Raw genomic sequence first — 23,052 nt, forward strand, 5'->3', positions numbered from 1 at the left:
ACCAGAGAGCTGCGAGAGGAAGTGGCCAAGCTCCGGGCTACGGCTTCGCCTGCTGGGCAGCCTTCAGCTCCTCGACCTCGCGCCGCAGTTCCTGATGATCAGCGCTGAGGGAACGGATCTCGTCTCGTAGTGCCGTGAGCATTTCAGTGAGGGTGGCGCCGGCGGCTTCAGCGTCGTCGGGCCTTCCCTCCGCCCGCTCTGCCTGGCTGGGCTTCTCGCCCTTGTTTCCCAAGTACCACGCTGGTGCGTTGTAGTTCGCTGAGGACTCGCCGCCAGCATCGTGGTCCGCAACGAAGCTGCCCCGACCATGGATCGTGTAGATCAAGCCTTCGTCGCGCAGCACGTTGAGCGCGGACCTCATGGTCATGTTGGCCACGCCGAAGCGTTCCTGTAGCTCGCGAATGGCCGGCAGCTGCTCGCCCGGCTTGATCCGCCCCTGCAAGATCTCGCGCCGAAGCTCGTCGGCAGCGTGCTGATACGGCGGCCGGCGGTCCTGCTTGCTCTCTGGCGCGGGGCTCATGGCCCAAGAGTAACGAGTCCTAGCACGCCTAGCACACCCCACTGACATAGGTGTCCTATGCCAGATGACACCTAGCTCACCCCACTCACTTGATACTGCTAGGTCAGCTATGTTCAATGGTGATCACGCTTCACCGCCCTGGTGGAGCGCAACCGAAAGGACGCAACTCCCATGGCACGCATCCGTGTTGGCCTGCTCCCCACCTCGTCGTTCATGGTCGGCACCCTGCCGGTGCCGAAGTACGCGGACGCCGAGAAGACGCAGTTCGCGACCGATCGCGAGACTGGCGCGAAGCTCTACACGATCACCCTCTTCTTCATGGAGGAGGGCCGCGCCGAAGCCCTGAAGATCACCGTCCCGGAGACCGGTCTCCCCAACGGCCTCCGGCCCGGTGTCCCGGTCATGCCGGTGGAACTGTTCGCCACCCCGTGGGCGCGCATCTTCAACGGCTCGCTGTCGGACGGCATCGCCTACCGCGCCGATCGGCTGGACCTGGTCGCCCCGACCGCTGAGGCGGCGTGAGCGACACGGCTTACCGGTCCGGCGCTGAGCACAGCTACCCGCTGCCTCACGCCGGGCCGGGTGCCCGGTTCACCGAATCTCTCGTGAACTCGGTGGCGGCTGTCCTCGTCGCCTACGGCTACCCCCGCCTCGATTCCTCCGCGGATCGGGCGGCCCTCGAATCGGCCCTCGTGACCTTCCTCCACAACCCGCAGGAGAACCAAGCGTGAAAGCGCAGAACGCCCCGGCTGAAGGGATCGTCAGTCACACGCCCCTCGTCGTCGTCCTGGTGCTCGCCGTGATCGTCGGCTGGGCGCTGTGGTGGGTAGTCCGCTACCTGCGCGCCGACGCCATGACCCGCCAGTCCATCCGGCAGGCCGTCCGTGTGCGGTGGGGCTGGAAGCGGCTGGCACCGATGCTCAAGCTGTCGGCCACGGACAAGATGCCGACCGCGATGGCAACGCTGGCGAACACGAACGGCAAGCCCATCAAGCCGCGCGTCCTCATACCGGCTCTGAAGGTGACGCACGACGCGTATGGAGTGATCGCGCGGGCCCAGTGCCTGCCCGGTGTGGGCCTCGAACAGTTCCAGAAGGCTGCCCCACATCTGGCGGACGCCTGGCGGTGCACACGGGTGGCCGTAACGCAGGACCGGCCGGGGCAAGTCGTCATCCGGGGCGTGCGCCTGGACCCGCTGAAGTTCCCCACCGAGCACCACCCCACGGGTGACGTGCCGGACGAGACCGCTCGGTGGGACCTCGGTGTGGACGAGTACGCCCAACCGGTCTCCGTGAACCTCACGCAGGTCCCCGGCGTGACCGTGGCCGGCCTGCCCGGCTTCGGGAAGACCAGCCTGGTCAACCGGCTTCTGTCGGACTGGGCTCCCTCGCCCGCGGTGCAGTTCGCCTGCGCGGACGGCAAGGTCTCAGCGGCGTACGAGGGCGACTACGCCGACTGGGTACAGCGCATGTTCGCCTTCGTGGGCGATGACCTGGAAGAAGCCAACAAGCTGTTCCGCCACCTCGTGGAGCTTCGCCGTGCCCGGTCGGCCTCGGTGCGCTCGGTGCTCGGCGTGAAGTCCATGTGGGACGTCGGCCCGTCCGACCGCTGGCCGCTGATCGTGCTGATCGTGCTGATCGTCGACGAAGCCCACACCTACTTCCGCGATCACAAGGGCAGTGACCCGAAGACGAAGAAGCTCGCCGCGCTGGCGGCCGAGAACGCCCGACTCGTCGAAGACCTGGTGAAGAAGGGCCGTTCCGTGGGCCTGCTCGTCATCCTGACCACCCAGAAGTCCACCGGCGACGCGATCCCGACCTTCATCCGGGACGTCTGCCCTGTGGGCCTGAGCTTCGCGCAGAAGACCGCTGAAGCCGCCGTGGCCGCGCTCGGCGAGGAGATCCGGGAATGGCCGGACGCCAACCCGATCAACCTCCAGGACCCCACCTATGTCGGCGTCGCGTCCATGAACCACCAGTCCCAACCGGGCTTCCCCCGCATCCGCACGCCGTACGTGCCGGACGCCGACGCGGCCCGCATCGCCGAGCAGACCGCGGGCCTCACCGCTGACCCGTGCACCCTCCTCGAAGCCGTCCTCGGCCCTTCCACGAGGGACCTGGACCTGATCAAGGCCGACGCCGAAGCAATCTGATCACCTCTGGCCCTGCACGCTCACGACGCCACCCGAGAGGAGGTGAACATCCATGACAGAGGACCGGATCACGCAGCGCACGATCACCGCCGTCATGATCGTCATTGCCGCCCTGGCGTTCGTCTTCTCCTTCGGCAACGTCTGGTCTCTCGCCCTCCGCCTGGGCGTCCCGGCCCCGATCGCACCGCTCATCGCTCCGATGGTGGACCTGTCCGTGGTCGGCCTCCTGGTCGCCCTGCGCTACCTCTCCCTCCGGGGCCTGCCCGCCGAACAGATGACGGCGGCCACCCGGCTCATGCACTTCTCCGGACTGCTGACCCTGGCCCTCAACGTCGCCGAGCCCGTCGCCGCCGGCCACTACGGCCGAGCCGCAGTCGACGCCGTGGCTCCGCTGCTCCTCCTCGGCTGGGGAGCCGTCGGCCCGCAGCTCCTACGCGCATTCCACGCAGTCACCGGCCCGGCCGAATCGGACTCGGCCCCGGACGAGATGCGGCCGGAAGCCGATACGACGCCCGAACCGGCCACCCCTACGCCACTGCCCGTCACGCCAGAACAGACCCTCGTACCGGTCGCTCCCGTCGTCGTCGCCCCGGCTCCCGCCTCGCCTGCGATCAAGGTGCCTGAGCCACTGCTGACCGAAGCACGCTCGATCGCCGCGTCCCACCACACCGAGCACGGCGAACCCATCACAGCGGCCCAGCTCAAGACGCGACTCGGCATCGGCCTGTCCATGGCCACTGCCCTCCACGCGGCCCTGTAGGACCGCGCCCTCCGCCGGCCGTCCCGGCAGCTCCCACCGTCGCCCGCTCCTGGGCTCGACCTGCCATGCCTGCGGGCAGCAGCCCGAGCGCACTGAATCGCTGCTGCCCGCAGGTCTCACCATCGCGCCAGAAAGGACGCCCTGCCAGTCATGCGCCGCCCCCTCGACCTGCGCCACATCATCAGCCCCGGCCTGCGGGACCTGGTCGAACTGGCCAACACCGACGACTTCGACCGTGTGACAGAGCAGGTCCGCAGCCTGCGCGGCTGCACCAGCCCGGTCAACCTGCGCGGCTGGACGATCACCACCGACCAGGCCACCCAGCAGATCGTCCGTTCCTACCGCTCCGAGGACGAACCTTCCGGCCGTCTCCTCACCACCTGCGGCAACCGCCGCGCCTCCCGCTGCCCGGCCTGCTCCCGCCTCTACGCGGCCGACACCTACCACCTGATCAAGGCCGGACTGTCCGGCGGCAAGAACGTCGCCGAAGCCGTGCGGGACCACCCGCGCGCCTTCGTCACCCTCACCGCCCCGTCCTTCGGCCCCGTCCACAACCGCCCTACGACCGCCGCGGGCACGCCTCGCCCCTGCGCTTGCGGCGAGAGCCACGCCGAAGACGCTCCCGACCTTGGCACTCCTCTCCACCCGGAGAGCTACGACTACACCGGCGCCGTGCTGTGGAACGCGCACGCCGGAGCCCTGTGGGCACGCTTCACGACCTACCTGCGCCGCGCCCTCGCAGAGCACCTGGGCATGACGCAGAAGGCGCTGAACACCGCTCTCCGGGTCTCCTTCGCCAAGGTCGCCGAGTATCAGCAACGGGGCCTGGTCCACTTCCACGCGGTCGTCCGCTTCGACGGTCCCGACGGCCACACCACCTCGCCCCCGGCCTGGGCCACCTTCGACGCGCTCCGCGTCGCCGTCGGCCTGGCCGTCGAGCGGGCCCGGCTCATCATCGAGTCGGACGCGGTCGGCGAGCGGGTCATCCGGTGGGGCGACCGGTTCCAGGTGGATGAGATCTCCGCCCTGGGAGACGGCGAACTCACCGACGCCAAGGTCGCCGGATACGTCGCCAAGTACGCCACCAAGAACGCCGAGGGCGCGGGCACCGTAGACCGCACCCTCGTGTGCCGCCCCTGCGCCGGACGCGGCTACGTACGCGGCCCCGACGGCTTCCGCGACCTCTGCGCCGACTGCGACGGCTCCGGCCAGGCCGAATCCCTCACCAGCCTCCCGGTACAGCAGCACGCGCGGCAGATGATCCGCACCGCCTGGGCTCTCGGCCACCTTCCCGAGTTCGCCGACCTCAAGCTCTGGAAGTGGGCCCACATGCTCGGCTTCCGCAGCCACTTCTCCAGCAAGTCACGCGCCTACTCGACCACCCTCGGCGCCCTCCGCGACGTACGCCGAGCCTGGCGCATCGCCCAAGCCGAAGCCGCTCGCATCCGCGCCGGCCTCCCGGTCGACGACGAGAACACCACCCTCGTCACCGACTCCTCATGGACCTACCTCAGCAGCGGCTACCGCCCCGGCGAAGAGCTCCTCGCCGCCCAGGTCCGCCACGACATCGCCCACTCCCAACGCGCCAAGAAAGAAGGGCTGGTGCCCGCATGACGACGGCCGTGCTCACCGTGGACCAGGTCGCCGAGCGTCTCGGTATCAGCCGCTGGAAGGTCCACGACCTGATCCGCTCCCGCGAACTCGCCTCCTTCAAGATCGGCCGCTGCCGACGCATCAGCGAAGCCGCCGTGAACGCCTACATATCCCTCCGCACCGAGCAGGAAGCCGCCTGATGACCAAGCCGAAGAAGAACCCCAACAACGAGGGCACCATCTACCTCCGCAAGGACGGACGTTGGGAGGGAAGCGCGTACGTCCTCACGACAGACGGCACCTACAAGCGGCGCATCGTCTACGGCAAGACCTGGGACGACGCCCACGAGAAGCTCACCAAGCTCAAGGCCAACTCCCTCAGCGGCCTCCCGGTCGCCACCAACAAGATGACCGTTGCCGAGTACCTGGCGTACTGGCTGGCGAACGTCGCCCAGGGCAAGGTTCGGCGGACGACCTACGTGAACTACGAGTCCCTCGTCCGCAACTACGTCACCCCGGACTTCGGCCGCAAGAAGCTGGTCCGGCTCACTGCCCGCGACATTCGCGCCTTCCTTTCGAAGACGGCCGTCACCTGCCAGTGCTGCGCACAGGGCAAGGACAGGAAGCGGCCGGAGCACAAGCGGCGCTGCTGCGCCCTCGGCAAGTGCTGCAAGAAGCTCCCCTCTGACAGGACCGTGCGCTTCCTGCTGGTGATCCTGCGAGCTGCCCTTCAGCACGCTGTGCGTGAGGACGAGCTGCCGCGCAACGTGGCCCGGAACGTCGAGCTGAGCATGGGAACGAAACGCGAGATCGAACCGCTCACCGCCAAGGAAGGGCGTCAGCTCCTGGCGGCGGCGCGGGACAACCGGCTCTGGGCCGCGTACGAGCTGGCGGTCCGCATCGGTCTGCGGCGCGGCGAGCTGCTCGGGCTGCGCTGGTCGGACGTGGATCTCCACGAAGGCGTCCTCACCGTGCGGCAGGCTCTGCAACGGGTCGGCGGCGAGCTGCTGATCGTCGCTCCGAAGACGCAGCGCTCGGCCCGGCGCGTGGCCCTGCCGGCCGAGTGCGTGACCGCGCTCCGGGCTCAGCGCGCCCAGCAGATCGCCGACCGGAAGGGAGCGGGCAACAACTGGAAGGGGACGGGTCAGGGCCTTGTCTTCACCACGAAGAACGGAACGCCGATCGAGCCGCGGAACCTGAACCGCTCCTTCGAGGTGCTGTGCCTCCGGGCCGGCGTCCGCAAGGTCCGCTTCCACGACCTGCGCCACACCTGTGCGTCACTCCTCCACGAACAGGGCGCCGACGCTCGCATGATCATGGAAGTCCTCGGCCACAGCTCGATCCGCGTGACCATGGACATCTACACCTTCGTCCGGCTCGACTCGCAGCGCTCGGCCTTCGATCGCGTCGGGGACGCCCTGAGGGGTGACGGCGATGATCCGGACGATGACGACGGCCCGGCCGGTGTCCCGGTCGCCGTCTGATCGGCCCGTCACCCGGTTGCCGTCAAACACTGCCGTCAAGGCAAAAGCCAGAGGCCCTGTGGATTGCTCCACAGGGCCTCTGGTCTGCTGTGCACTCGGCAGGATTCGAACCTGCAACCTTCTGATCCGTAGTCAGATGCTCTATCCGTTAAGCTACGAGTGCTTGTCATTCTTCTTTTTTTGTCTTTCCGCTCCCGGCCCTTCCGGCCCGCTCGCGGCGACAGGAAGAACATTACATGACTGCCGCCGTCATGTGAAATCCGATTCCCACACCCCTTGTGACCTGCGAAAACGCCCCACAGGGGGGTTCCGGGGCTTCGGCGCGGCAACGACGAAGCCCCGGTCGGGAGGACCGGGGCTTCGGGTGAGGGCGGAGGCGGAGGGATTTGAACCCTCGATGGGCTTTAAGGCCCAAACCGCATTAGCAGTGCGGCGCCATAGACCGGACTAGGCGACGCCTCCAGCACATCCGCTCGCGTGTGTGCGAGTGGTGCGTGCAGATGATGACACAGTCGAGCGTCGTGTCACCAATCGGCCTCTACGGTACTAGGCAGTCGGGCCGAAGGGCAAAGACCTCGCGGGGCGGAACGTCGCCGCGGGCGGGGCGTTAGTCAGGGCATGTTGCCCGTCGCGCTCGACACCGCGGTCCAGGTCACGCCGTTTCGGCGGCTCGGCCTCACCCTCTCCGCCGTTTCCGTCCTCCTCGGCTCGCCGGCCGTCGGCCCCGGACCGTCCGCGGCGCACGCGTCGCCGGGGGAAGGGGATCACCTCACGGTCACCGTGAGGGGAGCGGGGCGGGGGCTGGACGGGACGTTCCAGGTGTACTGCCGTCCGGACCGCGGAAGCCACCCGGACGCGTCCGGTGCCTGCCGGGCGGTGGACCGGAACACGCGGTGGGGCAAGGACGCCTTCGCGCCGGTGCCGGACGGCAGCATGTGCACCATGCTGTACGGCGGGCCGGCCACCGCACGCGTCACCGGGCGGTGGGCCGGGCGGAGCGTCGACGCGACGTACGACCGCCGCGACGGGTGCGAGATCGAGCGGTGGGACCGGTTCGTGCCGCTGCTGCCGGACGTGGGGCCGGCCGTCGCGCGGTGAGGGTCCGTCCCGGAGCCCCGGTGTTCGTGTCGGGTGCGAGCGGCGGCCGCCGCTCGCACAGCTCGCTCATGGCGGAAGCACCCGTCCCGTAAACGTGGCGCGAAGATCCGGCGAAACCGGAGCGCGTGGTCACGGGTTCTGCGTCACTTCGTCGTGCGAGCTCCCTCTCATCCGGCGCCCCGAGCGCTGCCCCAGCCCTTAGACTCCCTCGCGTGACACGCTGCGGGACGGTTGGCAAGATGACCCGAGCGGTCGGCAAGGTGCGGTAACAGGGAGGAAGCGACTCGTGAGCAGCAGGCCATCCCGAGGCGCTGCTCGCCTCGCAGCCATACTCGACGCACTTCCCGACGCGTTGCTGCTGGTCAACGCCAACGGAACCGTCGTGAACGCGAACACGATCGCGTTGGAGGCGTTCGAGGCGCCCGGTACCGCGCTCGTGGGGCGCGGGCTCCTCGATCTGCTGCCGCAGTTCGACTCCAAGCTGATCCCGGGGTCCATGCGGCGGCCCGACCACATGGATCCGCGCGGCCGGACCAAGCCGACGCGGATGGTCGCCCGGCGCACCGACGGCAGCGAGTTCCCGGTCGAGGTCACCAGCGCGAACCTGGAGAACGGGCAGCAGGCCTACGACAGCTACGGCTACGCCAGCGACGAGCTGCTCATGCTCGTCGTACGCGACCTGTCGGGAACCGTCGACACCGAGGCGGAGCTGGCGCGTTCCCAGCGGCAGACCGAGATGATCCTGCGGGCCGCGTCCGAGGGGGTCGTGGGGACGGACACCGACGGGCGGATCGTGCTCGTCAATCCGGCCGCCGCTCAGATCCTGGGCTACCGGGCGAGCGATCTCGGCGGCAAGGAGCTCCACACGCTCATGCTGCACTCGCGCGCCGACGGCTCCCCCTTCCCGTACGACGAGTCGCCGCTCGCCGACACCCTGCGGTCCGGGCGCAAGCACCGGGTGCGCGGGCAGGTGGTGTGGTCGAAGTCGGGGGACAAGGTCTCCGTCGATCTGACGACCGCGCCCGTGCGGGACGGCGACCAGCTGGTCGGTGCCGTGATGACCTTCACCGACCGGCGGCCGTTCGACGCCCTCGCCGAGGAGAAGGACGCCCTCGCGAAGAAGCACGCCGACGAGCTGGAACGGCTCTCCGAGGAGCACGCCTCCGACCTCACCGCCCTGCGCCAGCAGCACGTCACCGAGCTGGAGGAGCTGCGCGAGCGGCACGCGGAGGAGCTCTCCGCCGGCGAGGAGCGCTACGCCGCCCTGGGGGAGCGGGAGAAGGACCGGTACGAGGCCCTGGCCGCCCGGCACGAGCAGTTGCTGACCTTGCTGGGGCGGTCGCTGCGCGGACCCCTCGACGAGCTGCGCCGCGAGCTGTCCGCGCTCGCCGCGGACGACGCGGGGCAGCTGTGGCCCGAGGCCAACCAGGTGCTGCACCACCTCTCTGCGGGCTACGCGCGCATCACCACCCTCATCGACAACGTCCTCGGCTACCAGCGGCTCGACGCCGGCAGCGAGGACATCAGCCGTACGAAGGTGATGCTCGACGCCGTCGTCGCCGCCGGTGTCGACGGGGCCGTCGAGCTCGTCGGGCCGGGACGGGTGCAGTTCGCCGTGCACGCGCCGCCCATCGAGGCCGAGGTCGACGCGCGGCTCCTCGCGACCGCGCTCGCGCACCTGGTGGCCGACGTCGCGGGCGTCGACGCCACCGGCAACGCGCCCGTCTCGACGGGCGGTTACATGGACAGCACGGTCGTGGTCGCCGCCGCGCAGCGCGGTGAGGTGGTCCGGATCGAGGTGCGTGGGCCGTACGCCGGGGGCGACCCGGTGCACGAGCCGATCGTGCGCGGGATCGTGCGGGCGCACGGCGGTGTGCTCCAGACGCACGAGGTGCCGGGGATGAGCGGCAGCGCGTACGTCCTCGAAGTGCCGTTGGGCGGGGGCGCGGGAGCGGTCGCCGCCGGGCAGGCCGTCGCGGCCGGCGGCGGCGCGTTCGCCCTGCCGGCGGCGGAAGGCGGGGCACCGGTACAGGGCCCGGTGCCGGCGACGGCTTCGGCACCGGCACCGGCACCGGCACCGGCCATGGCACCCGCCATTGCACCCGCCGTGGCACCGGCGATGCCTCCCGAGATGACGGAAGCGGGCGCTGCTGAGGGTGCCGAGGCCGGACACGGTTCCGGCGCGGGGCGGCGGCGGGCCCGGCGGTCGTCCGTCGACGCCTTCCTGGAGAGCGAGGTCGCGGGCGCGGGCGCCGGCGCGGCCGACGGCGTCGAGGCGGAGTCCGTCGCGCCGACCGGACGGCGTCGCCGGCGTGCCCTGGCTGCCGACGAGGCTTCGGCCGCCGGTCCGGTGGACGACGTGGAGGCCCCTGACGGAACCGGTGAGTCCGGAGGAAGCGGGCGGCGGCGAGGGCGACCGGCCGAACAGGCCGGACAGGGCGCCGGACAGGGCGGCGGCGCCGACACCGGGGTGGCCGAGGGGGCCGTCGTGACGGCCGCCGAACACGCGGCGGGGACCGCCGCGTCGGGTACGGGCCTCGGCGGCACCGTTCCGCCGCAGGGAGTGCCCCAGCCCGGCGGCCGGCGAGCCCGGCGCGCCACGGACGAACCGCAGGCCCTGCCGGCCGCCCTGCCCGCGGTCGCGGGCGGCGAGGCGCAGGACCCCGCGGAGGGCTCGGAGCCGACGGGACGCCGACGGCGCGCGCTGGCCGCGGCGACGGAACGTGCCGCCGCGCAGGAGGCGGGGCCCCGCACGGTGTTCGCCCTGCCGCCGGCCGAGGCGGACCGGGCGTCCGACGGACCGGGCGCTGCCGTCGAGGCGCGGGCCGTGGGGCAGGTTCCGGGCACCATGCCGCCTGGGGGCTCCCCTGTGGCGCCCGGGGGCTCTCCCCTGCCGCCCGGGGCATCTCCCCTGCCGCCCGGGGTCTCTCCCGTGGCACCAGGGGGCACTGCGGTTCCCCTTGCCGGGCAGCCGCTTCCTGTTCCAGGTCAGCCGGTGCCTGTTCCAGGTCAGCCGGTGCCTGTTCCCGGGCAGCCGGTGCCCGTTCCCGGGCAGCCGGTGCCCGTTCCCGGGCAGCCGGTGCCCGTTCCCGGGCAGCCGGTGCCCGTCGTCGGTCAGCCGGTGCCCACTCCCGTTCCCGTTCCCGGTTCCGTTCCCGTTCCCGGGCTGCCGGTGCCGGGGCAGGTGCCCGTTCCTCCGCAGGCCGTGGCGCCCGTTCAGGGCGTGGCCGACGACGCGTCGGCCGACCACGGCCGGCACGACGCCGTACCGCACGACCAGGCCGACGACCACACTCCGCCGCAGCCGCATCCGACGAACGCCCCGACCGGCCGTCGGCGCAGGGCGGTGTCCCCGCCGGCGGCGGAGTCGGCCGAGGTCCAGGCGCAGCCCCAGGTCCAGGACGGTCCCGGTCGAACGGTGCCCGTGCCGGGGCAGCGGGCCGCGGCCGGACAGCAGCCCGGTGGGGCCGGTGAGGCGGTTCGCTCCCAGGGTGGCGCGGCTCCAGGCAGGCAGGCCGTGCCGGTGCCCGCGCAGCCGGTGCCCGGTCAGCCGGTGCCCGCGCAGCCCCTGCCGGAGCCGTCGGCTCCCGGTCAGCCGGTCGCCGGACAACCGGCCGGCCTCGCTCGGCCGACCCCCGCTCAGCCCGCGGGCGCTCCGCTGCCGCCGGCGTCGGGGCAGGCCGGCGCGCCCCCGCAGGACTCCGCCCAGGCCCCCGGCGCACAGGCCCCCGCAGGCCGGCCGCCCGCTCCGGGGCAGCCGCTGCCCGCCGAGGCAGTCCCGGCTCCCGCGACCGAGCAGCCCGCGGCGCCGGCCCCGGGCACCGCGCCGTCGGGCACCAACACCCCGAGCACGGGCACCCCGCTCCCCCCCGAGGCCGTCGCACAGGCGCAGGCACAAGCGCAGGCTCGGGCACAGACGCGGGCCGCGCAGCCGCTGCCCGCCGAATCCGCGGCTGCCGCGGCAGCGGCCGCAGCCGCCGCGGCCGTGGACCCCAACTCCACGCAGGGCCGGGCGATCAGTGTCCGCACCCTCGGCCAGGGCGTGCCCTTCACCCGCCAGACCGCCCAGGTCCCGCAGGCCCCGCACGTCCCGCATGTCCCGCAGACCCCGCAGGCGCAGGTGCCCCCGTCCACGGCCACCCCGGCCCCGCACGCCCCCGGCGGTTCCGGGCGGCGGCGCAAGCTGGGCACGCCGCCCGACCCGGCCGCGCGACCGGAGCAGACGGCCCGTCCGCACCCGTCGGCCGACCAGCCCGCCGTACCGCATCCCGGCGTGCCGAAGGCGCCCGTGCCGCAGGCCTCCGAGCCCCGGGCATCCGTACCGCGGGCCGTCGGGCCCCAGGCAGCGGCGGCGCCTGCCGCTCCGCAGCCGGTCGTCCCGCAGCCCTCCCTCACGGGGCAGCCGTTGCCCGGACAGGCGCGGCCCGCGCCCGGGACCGAGGGCGTCGGCCGGTCGTACGCCATAGGAGCGCCGGACGAGAACGCCGCCGAGGGGCCCGAGCCGCTCGACGGTCCGGGTGGTGCCGTCGAGGTGGCGGATCCGCCGCGCCCGCAGCCGATGGACGACGAGCTGCCGCCGGAGCCGTTGGACAACCCGCGTCGGCTGCTGGTGTGGCCGGCGCCGGACGTGCACACCCAGCAGGCGCTCAGCGACCGCGGCTACCGGCCCGTCATCGTGCACTCGCGCGAGGAGGTCGACGCGCAGATCGCCGCCTTCCCGGCCGCGCTGTTCGTGGACCCGCTGACCGGACCGATCACACGGACCGCGTTGCAGTCGCTGCGGCAGGCGGCGGTGGCCGCCGAGGTGCCGGTGCTCGTCACGGCCGGGCTCGGACAGGCCTCGCGCGACGCGGCGTACGGCGCCGATCCCGCCGTTCTGCTGAAGGCGCTCGCGCCGCGGGACAGTGAGCAGCATCCGCCGCGGGTGCTGCTGATCGAGGAGCACGCGGAGATAGCGCTGGCGCTGACCGCGACGCTGGAGCGGCGCGGGATGCAGGTGGCACGGGCGGCGAGCGACGCGGACGCGGTCACGCTGGCCTCGCAACTGCGGCCGAACCTGGTGGTGATGGACCTGATGCAGGTGCACCGGGGCCGGGCCGGGATCGTCGACTGGCTGCGGGCGAACCAGCAGCTCAACCGCACCCCGCTGGTCGTCTACACGGCCGCCGTCGACCAGGCGGACCTGCCCCGGCTGGCCTCCGGCGAGACGGTGCTGTTCCTCGCGGAACGGTCCACCAGTACGGAGGTCCAGTCCCGGATCGTGGACCTGCTCGCGCGGATCGGCACCAACTGAGCTAGAGGGCTAGCTAGAGGGCTACCAGTCTGCGGGCCGCCTCCTTCACGGAGGCGCGCAGGCGGGCGTGGTCGTCGTCCCCGCCGCCCACCAGGATGCGGCTCATCTGCGGTACGGCGGTGGCCCAGTTCGCCAGTGCGACCAGCAGGAACATCAGGTCGCGGGCGGGAATCGCGTCGCTGATCACCCCGCGGTCCTGGCCGTCCTGGACGGCGGCGACCTTGCGGGCGTAGTGCTCCTGCCGTTCCGTCTCGTCGGGGAGGTGGGCGGTGCCGTACTCGATGCCCTCCCAGTAGAGGAGACGCAGGAGTTCGGGATGGGTGGCGTGGTAGTCCATCAGCCGGTCCATCCAGCCCTCGACGTCGTCCGGGTCGACGGGGACGGAGGCGGCGAGGTCCACCATGCAGCGGCCGAGGACCTGCGTGAACAGCTCCGCCTTGTTGCCGAAGTACGCGTAGATGAGCTGCTTGTTGGCCCGGGCCTCGGCGGCGATGCGGTCGATGCGGGCGCCCGCGATGCCGTACCGGGCGAACTCGGCGACCGCGGCCTCGAAGATGCGCGCCTTGGTGGCCTCGGGGTCGCGAGGGGTGGTGGTGCGGGGGCTGCTCGTTGCCATGGGGACATGGTAGCCACGCCAAGTAACCAACTGGTTGGTTGACAGGGAATGGACGGCCGTCCGAGACTGTTCCTCCCCTTGTCCAACCAACTGGTTAGTTACTGGTGCTCAGTGCGCAGCGCTCAGCGCTCAGCGCTCAGCGCTCAGCACCAGTGCCGGCTCGAAGGAGCAAACCGCCGCCATGCCGTCCGCCACCCCGCAGCAGACCCGACAGGCCCCGCAGGCCCCGGGGGTCCAGGACACCGAGCAGGGCCGCAGGGCCCGGCCGGCCCCGGCGCCCGCCGAGGGCGGCACCGGCCTCTTCTCCGGCCGCCTGTTCCTCCCCCTCATCGCCCTGTGCACCGCCGTCACGGCCGGCAACATCTACGTCGCGGCCCCGCTGCTCCCGCTCATCGCCCGGGACTTCGGCTCCACGCCGTCGGCCGTGGCCTGGATCGCCTCGGTCGCCCAGTTCGGCTACGCCGCCGGCCTGCTCTTCTTCGCCCCGCTCGGGGACCGTGTCAACCGGCGCCCGCTGGTCGCCGTGCTGTCCCTCGTCGCCGCGGCCGCGCTGGTCACCGGCGCCGTGGCCGCCGGGACCACCGCACTCGCCGCCGCCGTGCTCATCGCCTCCGCGGCGACCGTCGTCCCGCAGCTGCTCGTCCCGCTGGTCGCCGAACGCGCCCCCGCCCACCACCGCGCCCGCCATGTCGCCGCGGTCGTCGCCGGGCTGTTCACCGGCATCGTCGCGGCCCGCGTCCTCGGCGGACTCGCCGGGCAGGCCTTCGGCTGGCGGGCGGTGTTCATCGGCGCGGCCGTCCTCACCACCGCGCTCGGCCTGCTGACCGCCGCCGCCCTGCCCTCCGAACGCGGCCGCCGGCGCGAGGGCGGGCTTTTCACCGGCCTGCGCGACATGCCCGGCCTGGTGCGCCACTCGTCCGACCTGTGGCGGGCGTGCGTGCGGCAGGCCGGCATGTACGGCGCCTGGAGCGCACTGTGGACCTCGCTGGCGCTGCTGCTGACCGGCCGGCCCTACGGCCTGTCCACCGCGACCGCCGGCCTCTTCGGTCTCTTCGGCCTCGCCGCCAGCCTCGTCGCGCCGCTCGCCGGCGGTCTGGTCGACCGCTTCGGCGCCGCCCGGGTCGTCCGCACCGCGTACCTGCTCGCCGCCGTGTCCGTGCCGCTGTTCTGGCTGGGCGGCCAGGTGATGCCGGCGCTCTTCGTGGCCGCGATCGCCATCCACGCGGCCCTCGTCGCCTCCCACGTCGCCAACCAGACCCTCGCGCTCACCACCACCTCCGAGCCGGCCACCGCCAACAGCGCCTACGTCGTCGCGGGCTTCGCCGGCGGCGCCACCGCCTCGGCCCTGGCCGGCCTCGCCTTCACCCACTGGGGCTGGAGCGGCGTGGTCGCGGTGGCCGGGGTGTGGCTGGCGGTGGGATGGGGGGCCACCGCGGTACGGCGGTGACGGTAGGACCGTGACGGTACGGCGGCGACGCTAGGACCGTGACGGTACGGCGGTGACCGTACGGCGTTACGGCGCGGCGGTGACCGTACGGCCGTGACGACGCGGCGGTGACCGTACGGCCGTGATGGCGGCGGCCCGAATCGCAGCAGCCCCTGGGCGGGCCTTCGAGGGCCGCCCAGGGGCTGTGTCCGCCGGTGGCTGTGCGCCGTTCAGAGCCGCGTGACGTCCAGCGCCCCCTCCGCGTACTGCCGGCGCAGCACCTTCTTGTCGAACTTGCCCACGCTCGTCTTCGGAACCGCCTCGATGATCGTCCAGCGCTCCGGGAGCTGCCACTTGGCGATCCTGCCCTCCTGGGCGAGGAAGGCGCGCAGGGTCTCGAAGTCGGCGGTGGAGCCCTCCTTCAGCACGACCGTGGCCAGCGGGCGTTCGCCCCACCTGTCGTCGGGGACGGCGACGACGGCCGCCTCGGCGACGTCCGGGTGGGACATCAGCGCGTTCTCCAGCTCGACGGACGAGATCCACTCGCCGCCGGACTTGATGACGTCCTTGGCGCGGTCGGTGAGGGTGAGGAAGCCGTCGGGGGAGATGGTGCCGACGTCGCCCGTCTTCAGCCAGCCGTCCTCGCTGAACTTGTCGGCGGGACGCAGGGGTTCGGCGTCGGAGCCGTTGTAGTAGGCGCCGGCGATCCAGGAACCGCGGACCTCCAGTTCGCCCGCGGACTCGCCGTCCCAGGGGAGGCGCTCGCCGCCGGGGCCGGTGAGACGGGCCTCGACGCCGGCCGGGAAGCGGCCCTGGGTGAGGCGGTAGGCGAACTCCTCGTCGGTGCCGACCGCCTGGGCCGGCGGACGGGCGATGGTGCCCAGCGGGGAGGTCTCCGTCATGCCCCACGCGTGGCAGACGCGCATGCCGAGGTCGTCGAAGGCCGTCATCAGGGAGGGCGGACACGCCGAGCCGCCGATGGTGACCTGGGTGAGGGTGGAGACGTCGCGCGGCCTGGCGGTCAGCTCCGCGAGGAGTCCCTGCCAGATGGTGGGGACGGCGGCGGCGTGGGTCGGCTTCTCCGACTCGATCATCTCGGCGAGCGGCGCGGGCTGGAGGAAGCGGTCCGGCATCAGCATGTTCACGCCGGTCATGAAGGTGGCGTGCGGCAGGCCCCAGGCGTTGACGTGGAACTGGGGCACGACGACCAGTGACGTGTCCTGGTCGGTCAGGCCCATCGACTGGGCCATGTTGACCTGCATGGAGTGCAGGTAGATCGAACGGTGGCTGTAGACCACACCCTTGGGGTCACCGGTCGTGCCGGAGGTGTAGCACATCGCGGCGGCCTGGCGTTCGTCCAGCTCGGGCCAGTCGTAGGAGGTCGGCTTGCCGGCGATGAGGTCCTCGTACTCGTGCACCCGGACGCTCGCGCCCGCGAGGAGGGAGCGGTCGCCGGGGCCGGTCACGACCACGTGCTCGACCGTCTTCAGGTGCGGGAGCAGCGGGGCCAGCAGCGGCAGCAGCGACCCGTTGGCGATCACGACCTTGTCGGCCGCGTGGTGGACGATCCAGGTGAGCTGCTCCGGGGGCAGGCGCAGGTTGAGGGTGTGCAGGACCGCGCCCATGGAGGGGATCGCGAAGTAGGCCTCGACGTGCTCGGCGTTGTTCCAGGCCAGGGTCGCGACCCGGTCGTCGTCGACGACCCCGAGGTCCTCGCGCAGGGCGTGCGCCAGCTGGGCCGCGCGGGCGCCGATCTCGGCGTAGGAGCGGCGGTGCGGGGCGCCCTCACCGGTCCAGGTGGTCACCTGCGAGGTGCCGTGGATCGTCGACCCGTGGGTCAGGATCCTCGAGATCAGCAGCGGTACGTCCTGCATGGTGCTCAGCACGGCGTCCTCCCAGGTGCGGCGACATTGCCTACGCGGTGGTAACGGTTGCGCTGATTCTGCGCACATACCGCGTGGTATGTCACTAGGAGGCGCCGATCGATCAAGTCACGTTCGGGGCGCGCGAGGCGTCCGCGCCGTGCCGCCTCACCGGGCGACGTCCAGTTCGGGGTCCTCGCGGAGCTTGCCCAGGGCCCGGGACACCGCCGACTTCACCGTGCCCACCGAGACGCCGAGCACGTCCGCGGTCTGCGCCTCGCTGAGGTCCTCGTAGTACCTGAGGACGACCATCGCCCGCTGCCGGGAGGGCAGCTTCATGATCGCCCGCCACATCGCGTCGTGCAGCGCCTGCCGCTCGGCCGGGTCGCCGTCCCCGGGCTGCGGCTCCGGCTCCGGCAGCTCGTCGCAGGCGAACTCGTCGACCTTGCGCTTGCGCCACTGCGAGGTACGCGTGTTCAGCAGGGCCCGGCGGACATAGCCGTCGAGCGCCCGGTGGTCCTCGATCCGCTCCCACGCGACGTACGTCTTGGCGAGCGCGGTCTGCAGCAGGTCCTCCGCGTCGCTCGGGTTCGCCGTCAGCGACCGGGCGGTGCGCAGCAGCACCGGCTGACGGGCCCTGACGTACGACGAGAAGGACGGGTACGGGGAGGGCCGCGTCATGCCCTTCGAGGCGCTGGTGCAGACGGGTGTGGTCATGACTCCACGCTAGGAGCCGCTCCCGGTCCGGCGGATCGCCCGCAGGTGCCGAAACGGAGTCCCCCTCAGGTTGTAGGGGTGGGGCACGCCCCACCTCCTGAGGGTGGACGAGCGGGAGGCACGCACCGGGGTTCACCCCTGGGGGGTGGGGCACGCCCCACCTCCTGAGGGTGGACGAGCGGGAGGCACGCACCGGGGTTCACCCCTGGGGGGCGGCCGGGGCGGCGGGGGCGGCAGGGGCGGCCGTCGCGAGCCGGAAGCCGTCACGGCGGTGAACGCGGGTCCGCGCGACGGTACCGAAGTACCGCCGCGCAGACGCAGACACGCGTTCACCCCACGAAGCACACCCGACACGAGGGTCGGGGGCCGGACACCGGCCCCTCAGGTCACCCCCACAGCGGGGCGAAGGTGAGCACCACGTTGCTGTTGCCCTGGTTGACGGCCGTGAAGGCGGAGTCGTCGACCTGCGCGGTGTTGCTCTGGTTCGAGGCCCCCGCCCCGACCGCGTTCTGCTGCGTGGTGGAGGAGTTGCCGTTGTTGTCGTCGCCGACGCCGCTGCCCACGACGCTGGCGACACCCGCGTTCGATCCGTCGTCCGCGAAGCCTCCGTTGTCCGCCACCGCGACGCCGGTGAACAGGGCGGCTGCCAGCGGAAGGGCGGAGACGGCGGCGATGACGCGGGCGGTACGGATGCTTGCCATGTTGTTCCTCCAGAACCATGGATGAGGGTTTTCCGCCAGGCAGTTGGCCGACCGTCCCGGCGCGGTGACGACGTCGCGAGACCAGAGTTGCCCACCGCATCCCGGCGAACCACCCCGGACAGCGCCATTCGCACGCAAGCGTGATGACAAGTCGATAAACCCCTTGCGCCACTTTTCCTGCCCGGCACGCCGTGACCCCGGGCAAGCCGGACGCCCACTCCCCAAGCCCCGCAAGAGGTGAAGCGTTCCGCCACCTTTCCGGCCGACCCGGGCACCCTTCGGCGCGTCGCCATCCACCCCCTCTTCCGCTTTTCGAACATAAGTACGAACATGGAGGCATGGCCACCATCGACCGGCATCCCCGGCAGGCCACCCCGCCGGCCCTCGCCCACGCCCTGGCGGCCGCCGAACGCGGCCTGGCCGTCATCCCCCTGTCCCGGACGAAACTCCCGGCCCTGCGCTCCCCCCACCGCGACGACCCCGCCGCCCCGCGCTGCCACGGCGAGTGCGGCCGACCGGGCCACGGCGTGCACGACGCCACCACCGACCCGGCGCACCTGCGCGCACTGTTCGCCGCCGCCCCCTGGGCCACCGGCTACGGCATCGCCTGCGGTCTGCCCCCGCACCACCTGATCGGCGTCGACCTGGACACCAAGCCCGGCGCGGACTCCACGGCCGCGCTGCGCGAACTGGCCCTCCGCCACCTCTTCACCATCCCGCCCACAGTCGTCGTCCTCACCCCCTCCGGCGGCCGCCACCTCTGGCTCACCGGCCCACCGGGCGTCGTCGTCCCCAACTCGGCCGGCCGCCTCGCCCCGGGCATCGACATCCGGGGCGCCGGCGGCTACCTCGTCGGCCCCGGCTCCCGCACCGCACGCGGCGTGTACGCCACCGCCCCCGGCACCGCGCACCTCGCCCCCGCGCGCTGCCCGCGCGCCCTCCTGCGCCTGCTGCTCCCTCCGCCCCGCCCGCGCCCCTCCACGCCCCCGGCGGCGGGCGGCGCCCACGGGCGCGGCCTGGTCCGGTTCGTCCTCGCCGCCCACGAGGGCCGGCGCAACACCCGGCTGTTCTGGGCGGCCTGCCGGGCCTACGAGGACGGCATCGGCCCGGCACTCGCCGAACCCCTCGTCGCCGCGGCCGTCCGCACCGGCCTGACGGAGCGCGAGGCTCGAACGACGGTGGCGTCGGCGCGACGCCTGACAGGGCGAGGACGGGACACCTGATCCCGCCGCCGTCCACGTCACCGCTCCGTCGACGTCCCGCTGCCGGCGGACCGCCACTCGCGGTCGAGCATCGCGTGCACGACGGAGTCCCGCCAGGCCCCGGCCTTCAGCACGTGCTCGCGGATCACGCCCTCCTCGACCATGCCGACGGCCGCCATCGTCCGGGCGGAGGCTTCGTTGAGCGGCGACCTCGCTCCCCAGACGCGGTGCAGGCCCAGCTCCTCGAACCCGACGCCGAGCAGCAACCGCACCGTCTCCACGCCGTACCCCACGCCCCAGGCGTCCGGACGCAGGGCGAAGCCGATGGTGGCTCCGCCCGGCTGGTGCGGGTCGGCGGCCAGACGCCCCAACCCGATCAGCCGGTCCGTTGCCCGCTCGACCACGGCAAGCGCGTACTCCGTGCGCGGGATCGCGGTCGCGGCGGCGACGGCCCGGGCCAGGATCCCGGCGACCTGGTCACGGGTGCGCGGCTCGAACGACAGGTGCGCGGTCGCCGCGGGGCTGCCGTAGACGGCGTGCACCGCGTCGACGTCCTCGACGGCGAGTTCGCGGAGGTTCAACCGTGTACCGGAGCGGGTGACCGGGTACATGCCGGGACCCTACCCACGGCGGACGGGGTACGCCCCCCGCGCCCCACACCGGAACCGGCCGTCCGTCGGTGGCGAGCGGCGACCGCGTGGGGTCAACAGAAGGCCTCCCTGACACTCTTGTGAGTTACGGCACTTCCGGTCTCGTGCGCCCCGCGGAGCCCACCCGGGCCTTGTACGCCAGGCGGGTGACCAGAGATAAACATCCATTTTCAGATTATTTGCGCGGCTCGACGCTATACGCGGTCGTTTGGGCGCCCTCGGCGCGTACCAAGTACCCGGTTGCGACCTCCGAAGCGAAGGGCACACGAATTGGCTGAGTGGAAGAACATCTCCGGCAGTCTCTCGGCGATCTCGGTCGGATCCAGGACCCATGTCTGGGGCGTCAACTCCTCGAACGCGCTGTACCGGTACACCGGCTACGACGCCAACCCCTGGATCAACATCCCCGGCAGCGCCGTCGACATCGGCGTCGCCGCCGACGGCACCGTGTGGCACGTCAACTCCGGCGGCGGGATCTACCGCTACACCGGGGACCAGAACTCCACCCCCTGGGTCAACATCTCCGGCAGCCTGACCCGCATCTCGGTCGGCTCCAGGACCCACGTCTGGGGCGTCAACTCCTCCCACCAGATCTACCGGTACACCGGCTACGACGCCAACCCATGGATCAACATCCCCGGCAGTGCCGTCGACATCGGCGTCGCCGCCGACGGCACCGTGTGGTGCGTGAACTCCGCCGGCGCCATCTACCGCTACACCGGGGACCAGGGCTCCACCCCCTGGGTCAACATCTCCGGCGGTCTGTCCCGCATCTCGGTCGGGTCCAGGACCCACGTCTGGGGCGTCAACTCCTCCCACCAGATCTACCGGTACACCGGGCACGACGCCAACCCGTGGATCGGCATCCCGGGCGGCGCGGTCGACATCGGCGTCGCCGCCGACGGCACCGTGTGGCACGTCAACTCCGGCGGCGGGATCTACCGCTACACCGGAGACCAGCCGAGCTGACCTCGCCGGCAGCACAACACGGCAAAGGCTCTGCTCTCCACGGGCAGAGCCCTTGCCGTCCACGCTCGACGTCCTGAGCAGGTCGGCAACGGGCTGACCAGAAGGAGACACCATGGAGCACACGAAGGCGGCAGCACCCACCCTCGGTCAGCCGCTCGCTTCCGGCTGTCAGTGCGGTCCGAACTGGACGTGCGGCTGCCAGTCCGGCAGCTCCTGCCAGTGCGGCGGGGGCTGCGGCTAGGCACCGTCATCACGGGTCGGCCGTCACCACTCACTCCGGTAGGCGGCGTCGGTGGCGTGGCTGAGGCCGGCACACCGTGCCCCAGCCGTGCCCGACCCGACCTGGGTAGTCGGTCGGGGGCCGTGCGCGTGCTCGGACTCGGACTCGGTCCATGCTCCGCCGCAGGTTCCGCCAGGGGCAGAGTGCTGCTCAGCCCTCGCCGTCGGTGGGGAACAACTCGTCCGTGGCGACCAGCGAGAGGGAGTTGGTGCCCACCATGAGGTCGAACCGGGCACTGAGCCTCAGACGGATGACGTTCTTGGTGTCCGTGGCCACGATGCGCGCGGACTCCAGAAGCGGCTGCGGTACCACCAGGCGCTCGGGCTGGTTGGATATCGAGAACGTCTCCGGTCCGCCGGGATTTCTCTTCGCAACGCCGCGCGACGTCATACGGATGGGGCGGCGGACGCCCGGGTAGAGCGCCGTGTACAACCCACCGAACGTACTGACGTGACTTGCCCCGGCGGCAGAAAGGCGGCAGACCGCCACGTCCTCGACCGTGTGTCGCTCAACCAGATAGGGCGGCAACACCTCGGGATCCGAGCAGAGAAGCTTCATGACTGCCCAGATACCGGCATCAGAGCGCACCGACGCATCGACGTTGTAGAGGTCGACCAGGAGCTGCCAGACGTCTGACGGCTGAGCCGTGCGGTGGAACTGCTCCAGACGCCGCGGTATCCGAACCAGGTTTCTGTCGGACACCTCGTTCCAGCGCTCCATGGCCTGTTGTGCACCGGTCTGCCGACGACGATCGGTGTCATAGTCCGCGATGATGCGCTCGCGCATGGCGCGCACCTGCTTCTGTCGCAGTTCACCTAGTTCATATGTGAGAACACGGCGTATGCGCTGCACGGGGCGGCCGTACGACGCAGCCAATTCGACCAGGTTCGGGTCATCGAGTGCGGGCCCCCGCCAGGGGCCGGGCCTGGGGACATAGCGCTCGGCCATGGCCACGACCAGCTCGAATGCACGAGCCTGACGACGCTGCACTGCCGGCGCCTGGTCGATGGCCCGCTCCAGCAGCCTGCGAGGCATACCCAGGGCGGCGGCGACCTCGTCCACGAACCGAGGACGACGGCTGGGGACGATGCCCTCGTTCTCGAACCTTCGGTAGTTCTTGGGGGAGACCCCAAGACGGCTCACCACGTCCTGAGCGCGCAGACCGGCGCCGCGCCGGTAATCCGCGAGCGTCCAGGAGTTGTGCCCGTCGAAGTTCATGAGTTGCCACGGATGGACCTTCAGCGCCCGGGCGAGGGCCCGCACCCGCGGTGGGTCTGGCACTCGGTGCCCGTTCTCGTAGGCGAGGATCTGTGCCTTCGTCGCCCCGACAGCACGTGCCAGCGCGTCGGCGGTCATCGCCTCCATCCCGGAACGACCGTTCACGTTCATCCGGTACATGCGCAGCGCAGAGGGGCTGAAATCAGCCAGACCCCGTGCCATCCGTGTGCTCTTTCTCGTCGCCGGGAGCCGTTTAGAGGTACCATCCGAGCTGAGGGTCGTCTCGCATTGTCAACTTCCCCTCGGGGTTGACCAGTACTGCTGAGTCTTTTAGCGGCAGAACCAGTAGATGCCCCAGCGGAAACGCGCGATGTTAGAGCCCGTTGGCCGCACGGTTTAGGGACCACGGTCCACGTGTATCGGTTGCGAAAGAGGCCCTGTACCTCCACGGTTCATGACGCCGTAGGCGGGGGCACAGGGCCGGCGTGTGGGAGTGAACTCCCGGAAGGCCC

Annotated in this window: 19 protein-coding genes and 2 tRNA genes; 12 read left to right on the top strand and 9 right to left on the bottom strand. The window is 71.6% G+C overall.

Annotation, left to right across the window (positions count from 1 at the left end):
• Positions 1–37 precede the first annotated feature (37 nt).
• Positions 38–520, bottom strand: a complete 483-nt coding sequence (locus tag ACFV9M_RS06250; protein ID WP_385063685.1) for a GntR family transcriptional regulator — start codon at positions 518–520, stop codon at positions 38–40.
• A 171-nt stretch (positions 521–691) separates the two neighbouring features.
• On the opposite strand from ACFV9M_RS06250, the gene ACFV9M_RS06255 reads away from it, so the two are divergent.
• From ACFV9M_RS06255 to xerC, 7 genes are all read left to right on the top strand, one after another.
• On the top strand, positions 692–1,042 hold the full coding sequence (locus ACFV9M_RS06255) for a hypothetical protein (RefSeq protein WP_385063683.1): 351 nt from the start codon (positions 692–694) through the stop codon (positions 1,040–1,042).
• Positions 1,039–1,251, top strand: coding sequence for a hypothetical protein (locus tag ACFV9M_RS06260; RefSeq protein ID WP_385063681.1), 213 nt, complete (start codon positions 1,039–1,041; stop codon positions 1,249–1,251). Before ACFV9M_RS06255 ends, ACFV9M_RS06260 begins: the two co-directional genes overlap by 4 nt.
• Positions 1,248–2,672 carry a cell division protein FtsK gene (locus ACFV9M_RS06265; protein WP_385063679.1) on the top strand — a complete coding sequence of 475 codons (1,425 nt, stop codon included), beginning with the start codon at positions 1,248–1,250 and terminating at the stop codon, positions 2,670–2,672. The genes ACFV9M_RS06260 and ACFV9M_RS06265 overlap by 4 nt, the downstream gene beginning before the upstream one ends.
• Before the next feature lie 52 nt (positions 2,673–2,724).
• Complete coding sequence (locus ACFV9M_RS06270; RefSeq protein WP_385063677.1) at positions 2,725–3,432, top strand: DUF2637 domain-containing protein; 708 nt, start codon at positions 2,725–2,727, stop codon at positions 3,430–3,432.
• Positions 3,433–3,582: 150 nt separating this feature from the next.
• Positions 3,583–5,046 carry a replication initiator gene (locus tag ACFV9M_RS06275; RefSeq protein WP_385063675.1) on the top strand — a complete coding sequence of 488 codons (1,464 nt, stop codon included), beginning with the start codon at positions 3,583–3,585 and terminating at the stop codon, positions 5,044–5,046.
• Positions 5,043–5,225, top strand: coding sequence for a helix-turn-helix domain-containing protein (locus tag ACFV9M_RS06280; RefSeq protein WP_360723721.1), 183 nt, complete (start codon positions 5,043–5,045; stop codon positions 5,223–5,225). The genes ACFV9M_RS06275 and ACFV9M_RS06280 overlap by 4 nt, the downstream gene beginning before the upstream one ends.
• Positions 5,225–6,508, top strand: a complete 1,284-nt coding sequence (gene xerC / locus ACFV9M_RS06285) for a tyrosine recombinase XerC (protein WP_385063673.1) — start codon at positions 5,225–5,227, stop codon at positions 6,506–6,508. Before ACFV9M_RS06280 ends, xerC begins: the two co-directional genes overlap by 1 nt.
• Positions 6,509–6,598: 90 nt before the next feature.
• Here xerC and ACFV9M_RS06290 read toward each other — a convergent pair.
• Together ACFV9M_RS06290 and ACFV9M_RS06295 are read right to left on the bottom strand one after the other, a co-directional pair.
• Positions 6,599–6,671: transfer RNA gene (locus ACFV9M_RS06290), tRNA-Arg, on the bottom strand.
• 208 nt (positions 6,672–6,879) lie between these two features.
• Positions 6,880–6,970 (bottom strand) — tRNA-Ser (locus tag ACFV9M_RS06295).
• 156 nt (positions 6,971–7,126) lie between these two features.
• On the opposite strand from ACFV9M_RS06295, the gene ACFV9M_RS06300 reads away from it, so the two are divergent.
• Both ACFV9M_RS06300 and ACFV9M_RS06305 read left to right on the top strand, forming a co-directional pair.
• Entirely contained in the window at positions 7,127–7,606 is a 480-nt protein-coding gene (locus tag ACFV9M_RS06300; protein ID WP_385063671.1) for an SSI family serine proteinase inhibitor, read from the top strand.
• Positions 7,607–7,892: 286 nt separating this feature from the next.
• Positions 7,893–12,899, top strand: coding sequence for a PAS domain-containing protein (locus ACFV9M_RS06305; RefSeq protein ID WP_385063669.1), 5,007 nt, complete (start codon positions 7,893–7,895; stop codon positions 12,897–12,899).
• 13 nt (positions 12,900–12,912) lie between these two features.
• Here ACFV9M_RS06305 and ACFV9M_RS06310 read toward each other — a convergent pair whose 3' ends face one another.
• The gene (locus tag ACFV9M_RS06310) at positions 12,913–13,515 is read right to left on the bottom strand and encodes a TetR family transcriptional regulator (RefSeq protein ID WP_385063667.1); all 603 of its coding nucleotides are present in this window, start codon (positions 13,513–13,515) and stop codon (positions 12,913–12,915) included.
• 181 nt (positions 13,516–13,696) lie between these two features.
• On the opposite strand from ACFV9M_RS06310, the gene ACFV9M_RS06315 reads away from it, so the two are divergent.
• Entirely contained in the window at positions 13,697–14,962 is a 1,266-nt protein-coding gene (locus tag ACFV9M_RS06315; RefSeq protein ID WP_385063665.1) for an MFS transporter, read from the top strand.
• A gap of 209 nt (positions 14,963–15,171) precedes the next feature.
• On the opposite strand, the gene ACFV9M_RS06320 is transcribed toward ACFV9M_RS06315, so the two are convergent.
• The 3 genes from ACFV9M_RS06320 to ACFV9M_RS06330 all read right to left on the bottom strand — a co-directional run bounded on the left by ACFV9M_RS06320 (position 15,172) and on the right by ACFV9M_RS06330 (position 18,221).
• A complete protein-coding gene (locus tag ACFV9M_RS06320; protein ID WP_385063663.1) occupies positions 15,172–16,827 on the bottom strand; it encodes a long-chain fatty acid--CoA ligase in 1,656 nt (551 codons plus the stop codon).
• Positions 16,828–16,971: 144 nt separating this feature from the next.
• Positions 16,972–17,520, bottom strand: a complete 549-nt coding sequence (locus tag ACFV9M_RS06325; RefSeq protein WP_385063661.1) for a SigE family RNA polymerase sigma factor — start codon at positions 17,518–17,520, stop codon at positions 16,972–16,974.
• A 386-nt stretch (positions 17,521–17,906) separates the two neighbouring features.
• Entirely contained in the window at positions 17,907–18,221 is a 315-nt protein-coding gene (locus ACFV9M_RS06330; protein ID WP_385063660.1) for a hypothetical protein, read from the bottom strand.
• 338 nt (positions 18,222–18,559) lie between these two features.
• Here ACFV9M_RS06330 and ACFV9M_RS06335 point away from each other — a divergent pair, with 338 nt between their 5' ends.
• The gene (locus tag ACFV9M_RS06335) at positions 18,560–19,444 is read left to right on the top strand and encodes a bifunctional DNA primase/polymerase (RefSeq protein ID WP_385063659.1); all 885 of its coding nucleotides are present in this window, start codon (positions 18,560–18,562) and stop codon (positions 19,442–19,444) included.
• Between the two features lie 17 nt (positions 19,445–19,461).
• Here ACFV9M_RS06335 and ACFV9M_RS06340 read toward each other — a convergent pair whose 3' ends face one another.
• Entirely contained in the window at positions 19,462–20,034 is a 573-nt protein-coding gene (locus tag ACFV9M_RS06340) for a GNAT family N-acetyltransferase (RefSeq protein WP_385063657.1), read from the bottom strand.
• Between the two features lie 309 nt (positions 20,035–20,343).
• Here ACFV9M_RS06340 and ACFV9M_RS06345 point away from each other — a divergent pair, with 309 nt between their 5' ends.
• Positions 20,344–21,042 (top strand): tectonin domain-containing protein, encoded by a 699-nt coding sequence (locus ACFV9M_RS06345; protein ID WP_385063655.1) that lies wholly within the window; start codon positions 20,344–20,346, stop codon positions 21,040–21,042.
• Between the two features lie 430 nt (positions 21,043–21,472).
• On the opposite strand, the gene ACFV9M_RS06350 is transcribed toward ACFV9M_RS06345, so the two are convergent.
• Entirely contained in the window at positions 21,473–22,762 is a 1,290-nt protein-coding gene (locus ACFV9M_RS06350; RefSeq protein WP_385063653.1) for a helix-turn-helix transcriptional regulator, read from the bottom strand.
• Between the last annotated feature and the right edge of the window lie 290 nt (positions 22,763–23,052).

The sequence above is a fragment of the Streptomyces sp. NPDC059895 genome (assembly GCF_042731035.1).
In the GTDB taxonomy this organism is placed as follows: domain Bacteria; phylum Actinomycetota; class Actinomycetes; order Streptomycetales; family Streptomycetaceae; genus Streptomyces.

What these genes read in the sequence shown, in the direction of transcription:
- ACFV9M_RS06250 (WP_385063685.1), bottom strand. Translation starts at nt 520, where the DNA reads ATGAGCCCCGCGCCAGAGAGCAAGCAGGACCGCCGGCCGCCGTATCAG.
- ACFV9M_RS06255 (WP_385063683.1), top strand. Translation starts at nt 692, where the DNA reads ATGGCACGCATCCGTGTTGGCCTGCTCCCCACCTCGTCGTTCATGGTC.
- ACFV9M_RS06270 (WP_385063677.1), top strand. Translation starts at nt 2,725, where the DNA reads ATGACAGAGGACCGGATCACGCAGCGCACGATCACCGCCGTCATGATC.
- ACFV9M_RS06275 (WP_385063675.1), top strand. Translation starts at nt 3,583, where the DNA reads ATGCGCCGCCCCCTCGACCTGCGCCACATCATCAGCCCCGGCCTGCGG.
- ACFV9M_RS06280 (WP_360723721.1), top strand. Translation starts at nt 5,043, where the DNA reads ATGACGACGGCCGTGCTCACCGTGGACCAGGTCGCCGAGCGTCTCGGT.
- xerC (WP_385063673.1), top strand. Translation starts at nt 5,225, where the DNA reads ATGACCAAGCCGAAGAAGAACCCCAACAACGAGGGCACCATCTACCTC.
- ACFV9M_RS06300 (WP_385063671.1), top strand. Translation starts at nt 7,127, where the DNA reads ATGTTGCCCGTCGCGCTCGACACCGCGGTCCAGGTCACGCCGTTTCGG.
- ACFV9M_RS06310 (WP_385063667.1), bottom strand. Translation starts at nt 13,515, where the DNA reads ATGGCAACGAGCAGCCCCCGCACCACCACCCCTCGCGACCCCGAGGCC.
- ACFV9M_RS06315 (WP_385063665.1), top strand. Translation starts at nt 13,697, where the DNA reads ATGCCGTCCGCCACCCCGCAGCAGACCCGACAGGCCCCGCAGGCCCCG.
- ACFV9M_RS06325 (WP_385063661.1), bottom strand. Translation starts at nt 17,520, where the DNA reads ATGACCACACCCGTCTGCACCAGCGCCTCGAAGGGCATGACGCGGCCC.
- ACFV9M_RS06330 (WP_385063660.1), bottom strand. Translation starts at nt 18,221, where the DNA reads ATGGCAAGCATCCGTACCGCCCGCGTCATCGCCGCCGTCTCCGCCCTT.
- ACFV9M_RS06335 (WP_385063659.1), top strand. Translation starts at nt 18,560, where the DNA reads ATGGCCACCATCGACCGGCATCCCCGGCAGGCCACCCCGCCGGCCCTC.
- ACFV9M_RS06340 (WP_385063657.1), bottom strand. Translation starts at nt 20,034, where the DNA reads ATGTACCCGGTCACCCGCTCCGGTACACGGTTGAACCTCCGCGAACTC.
- ACFV9M_RS06350 (WP_385063653.1), bottom strand. Translation starts at nt 22,762, where the DNA reads ATGGCACGGGGTCTGGCTGATTTCAGCCCCTCTGCGCTGCGCATGTAC.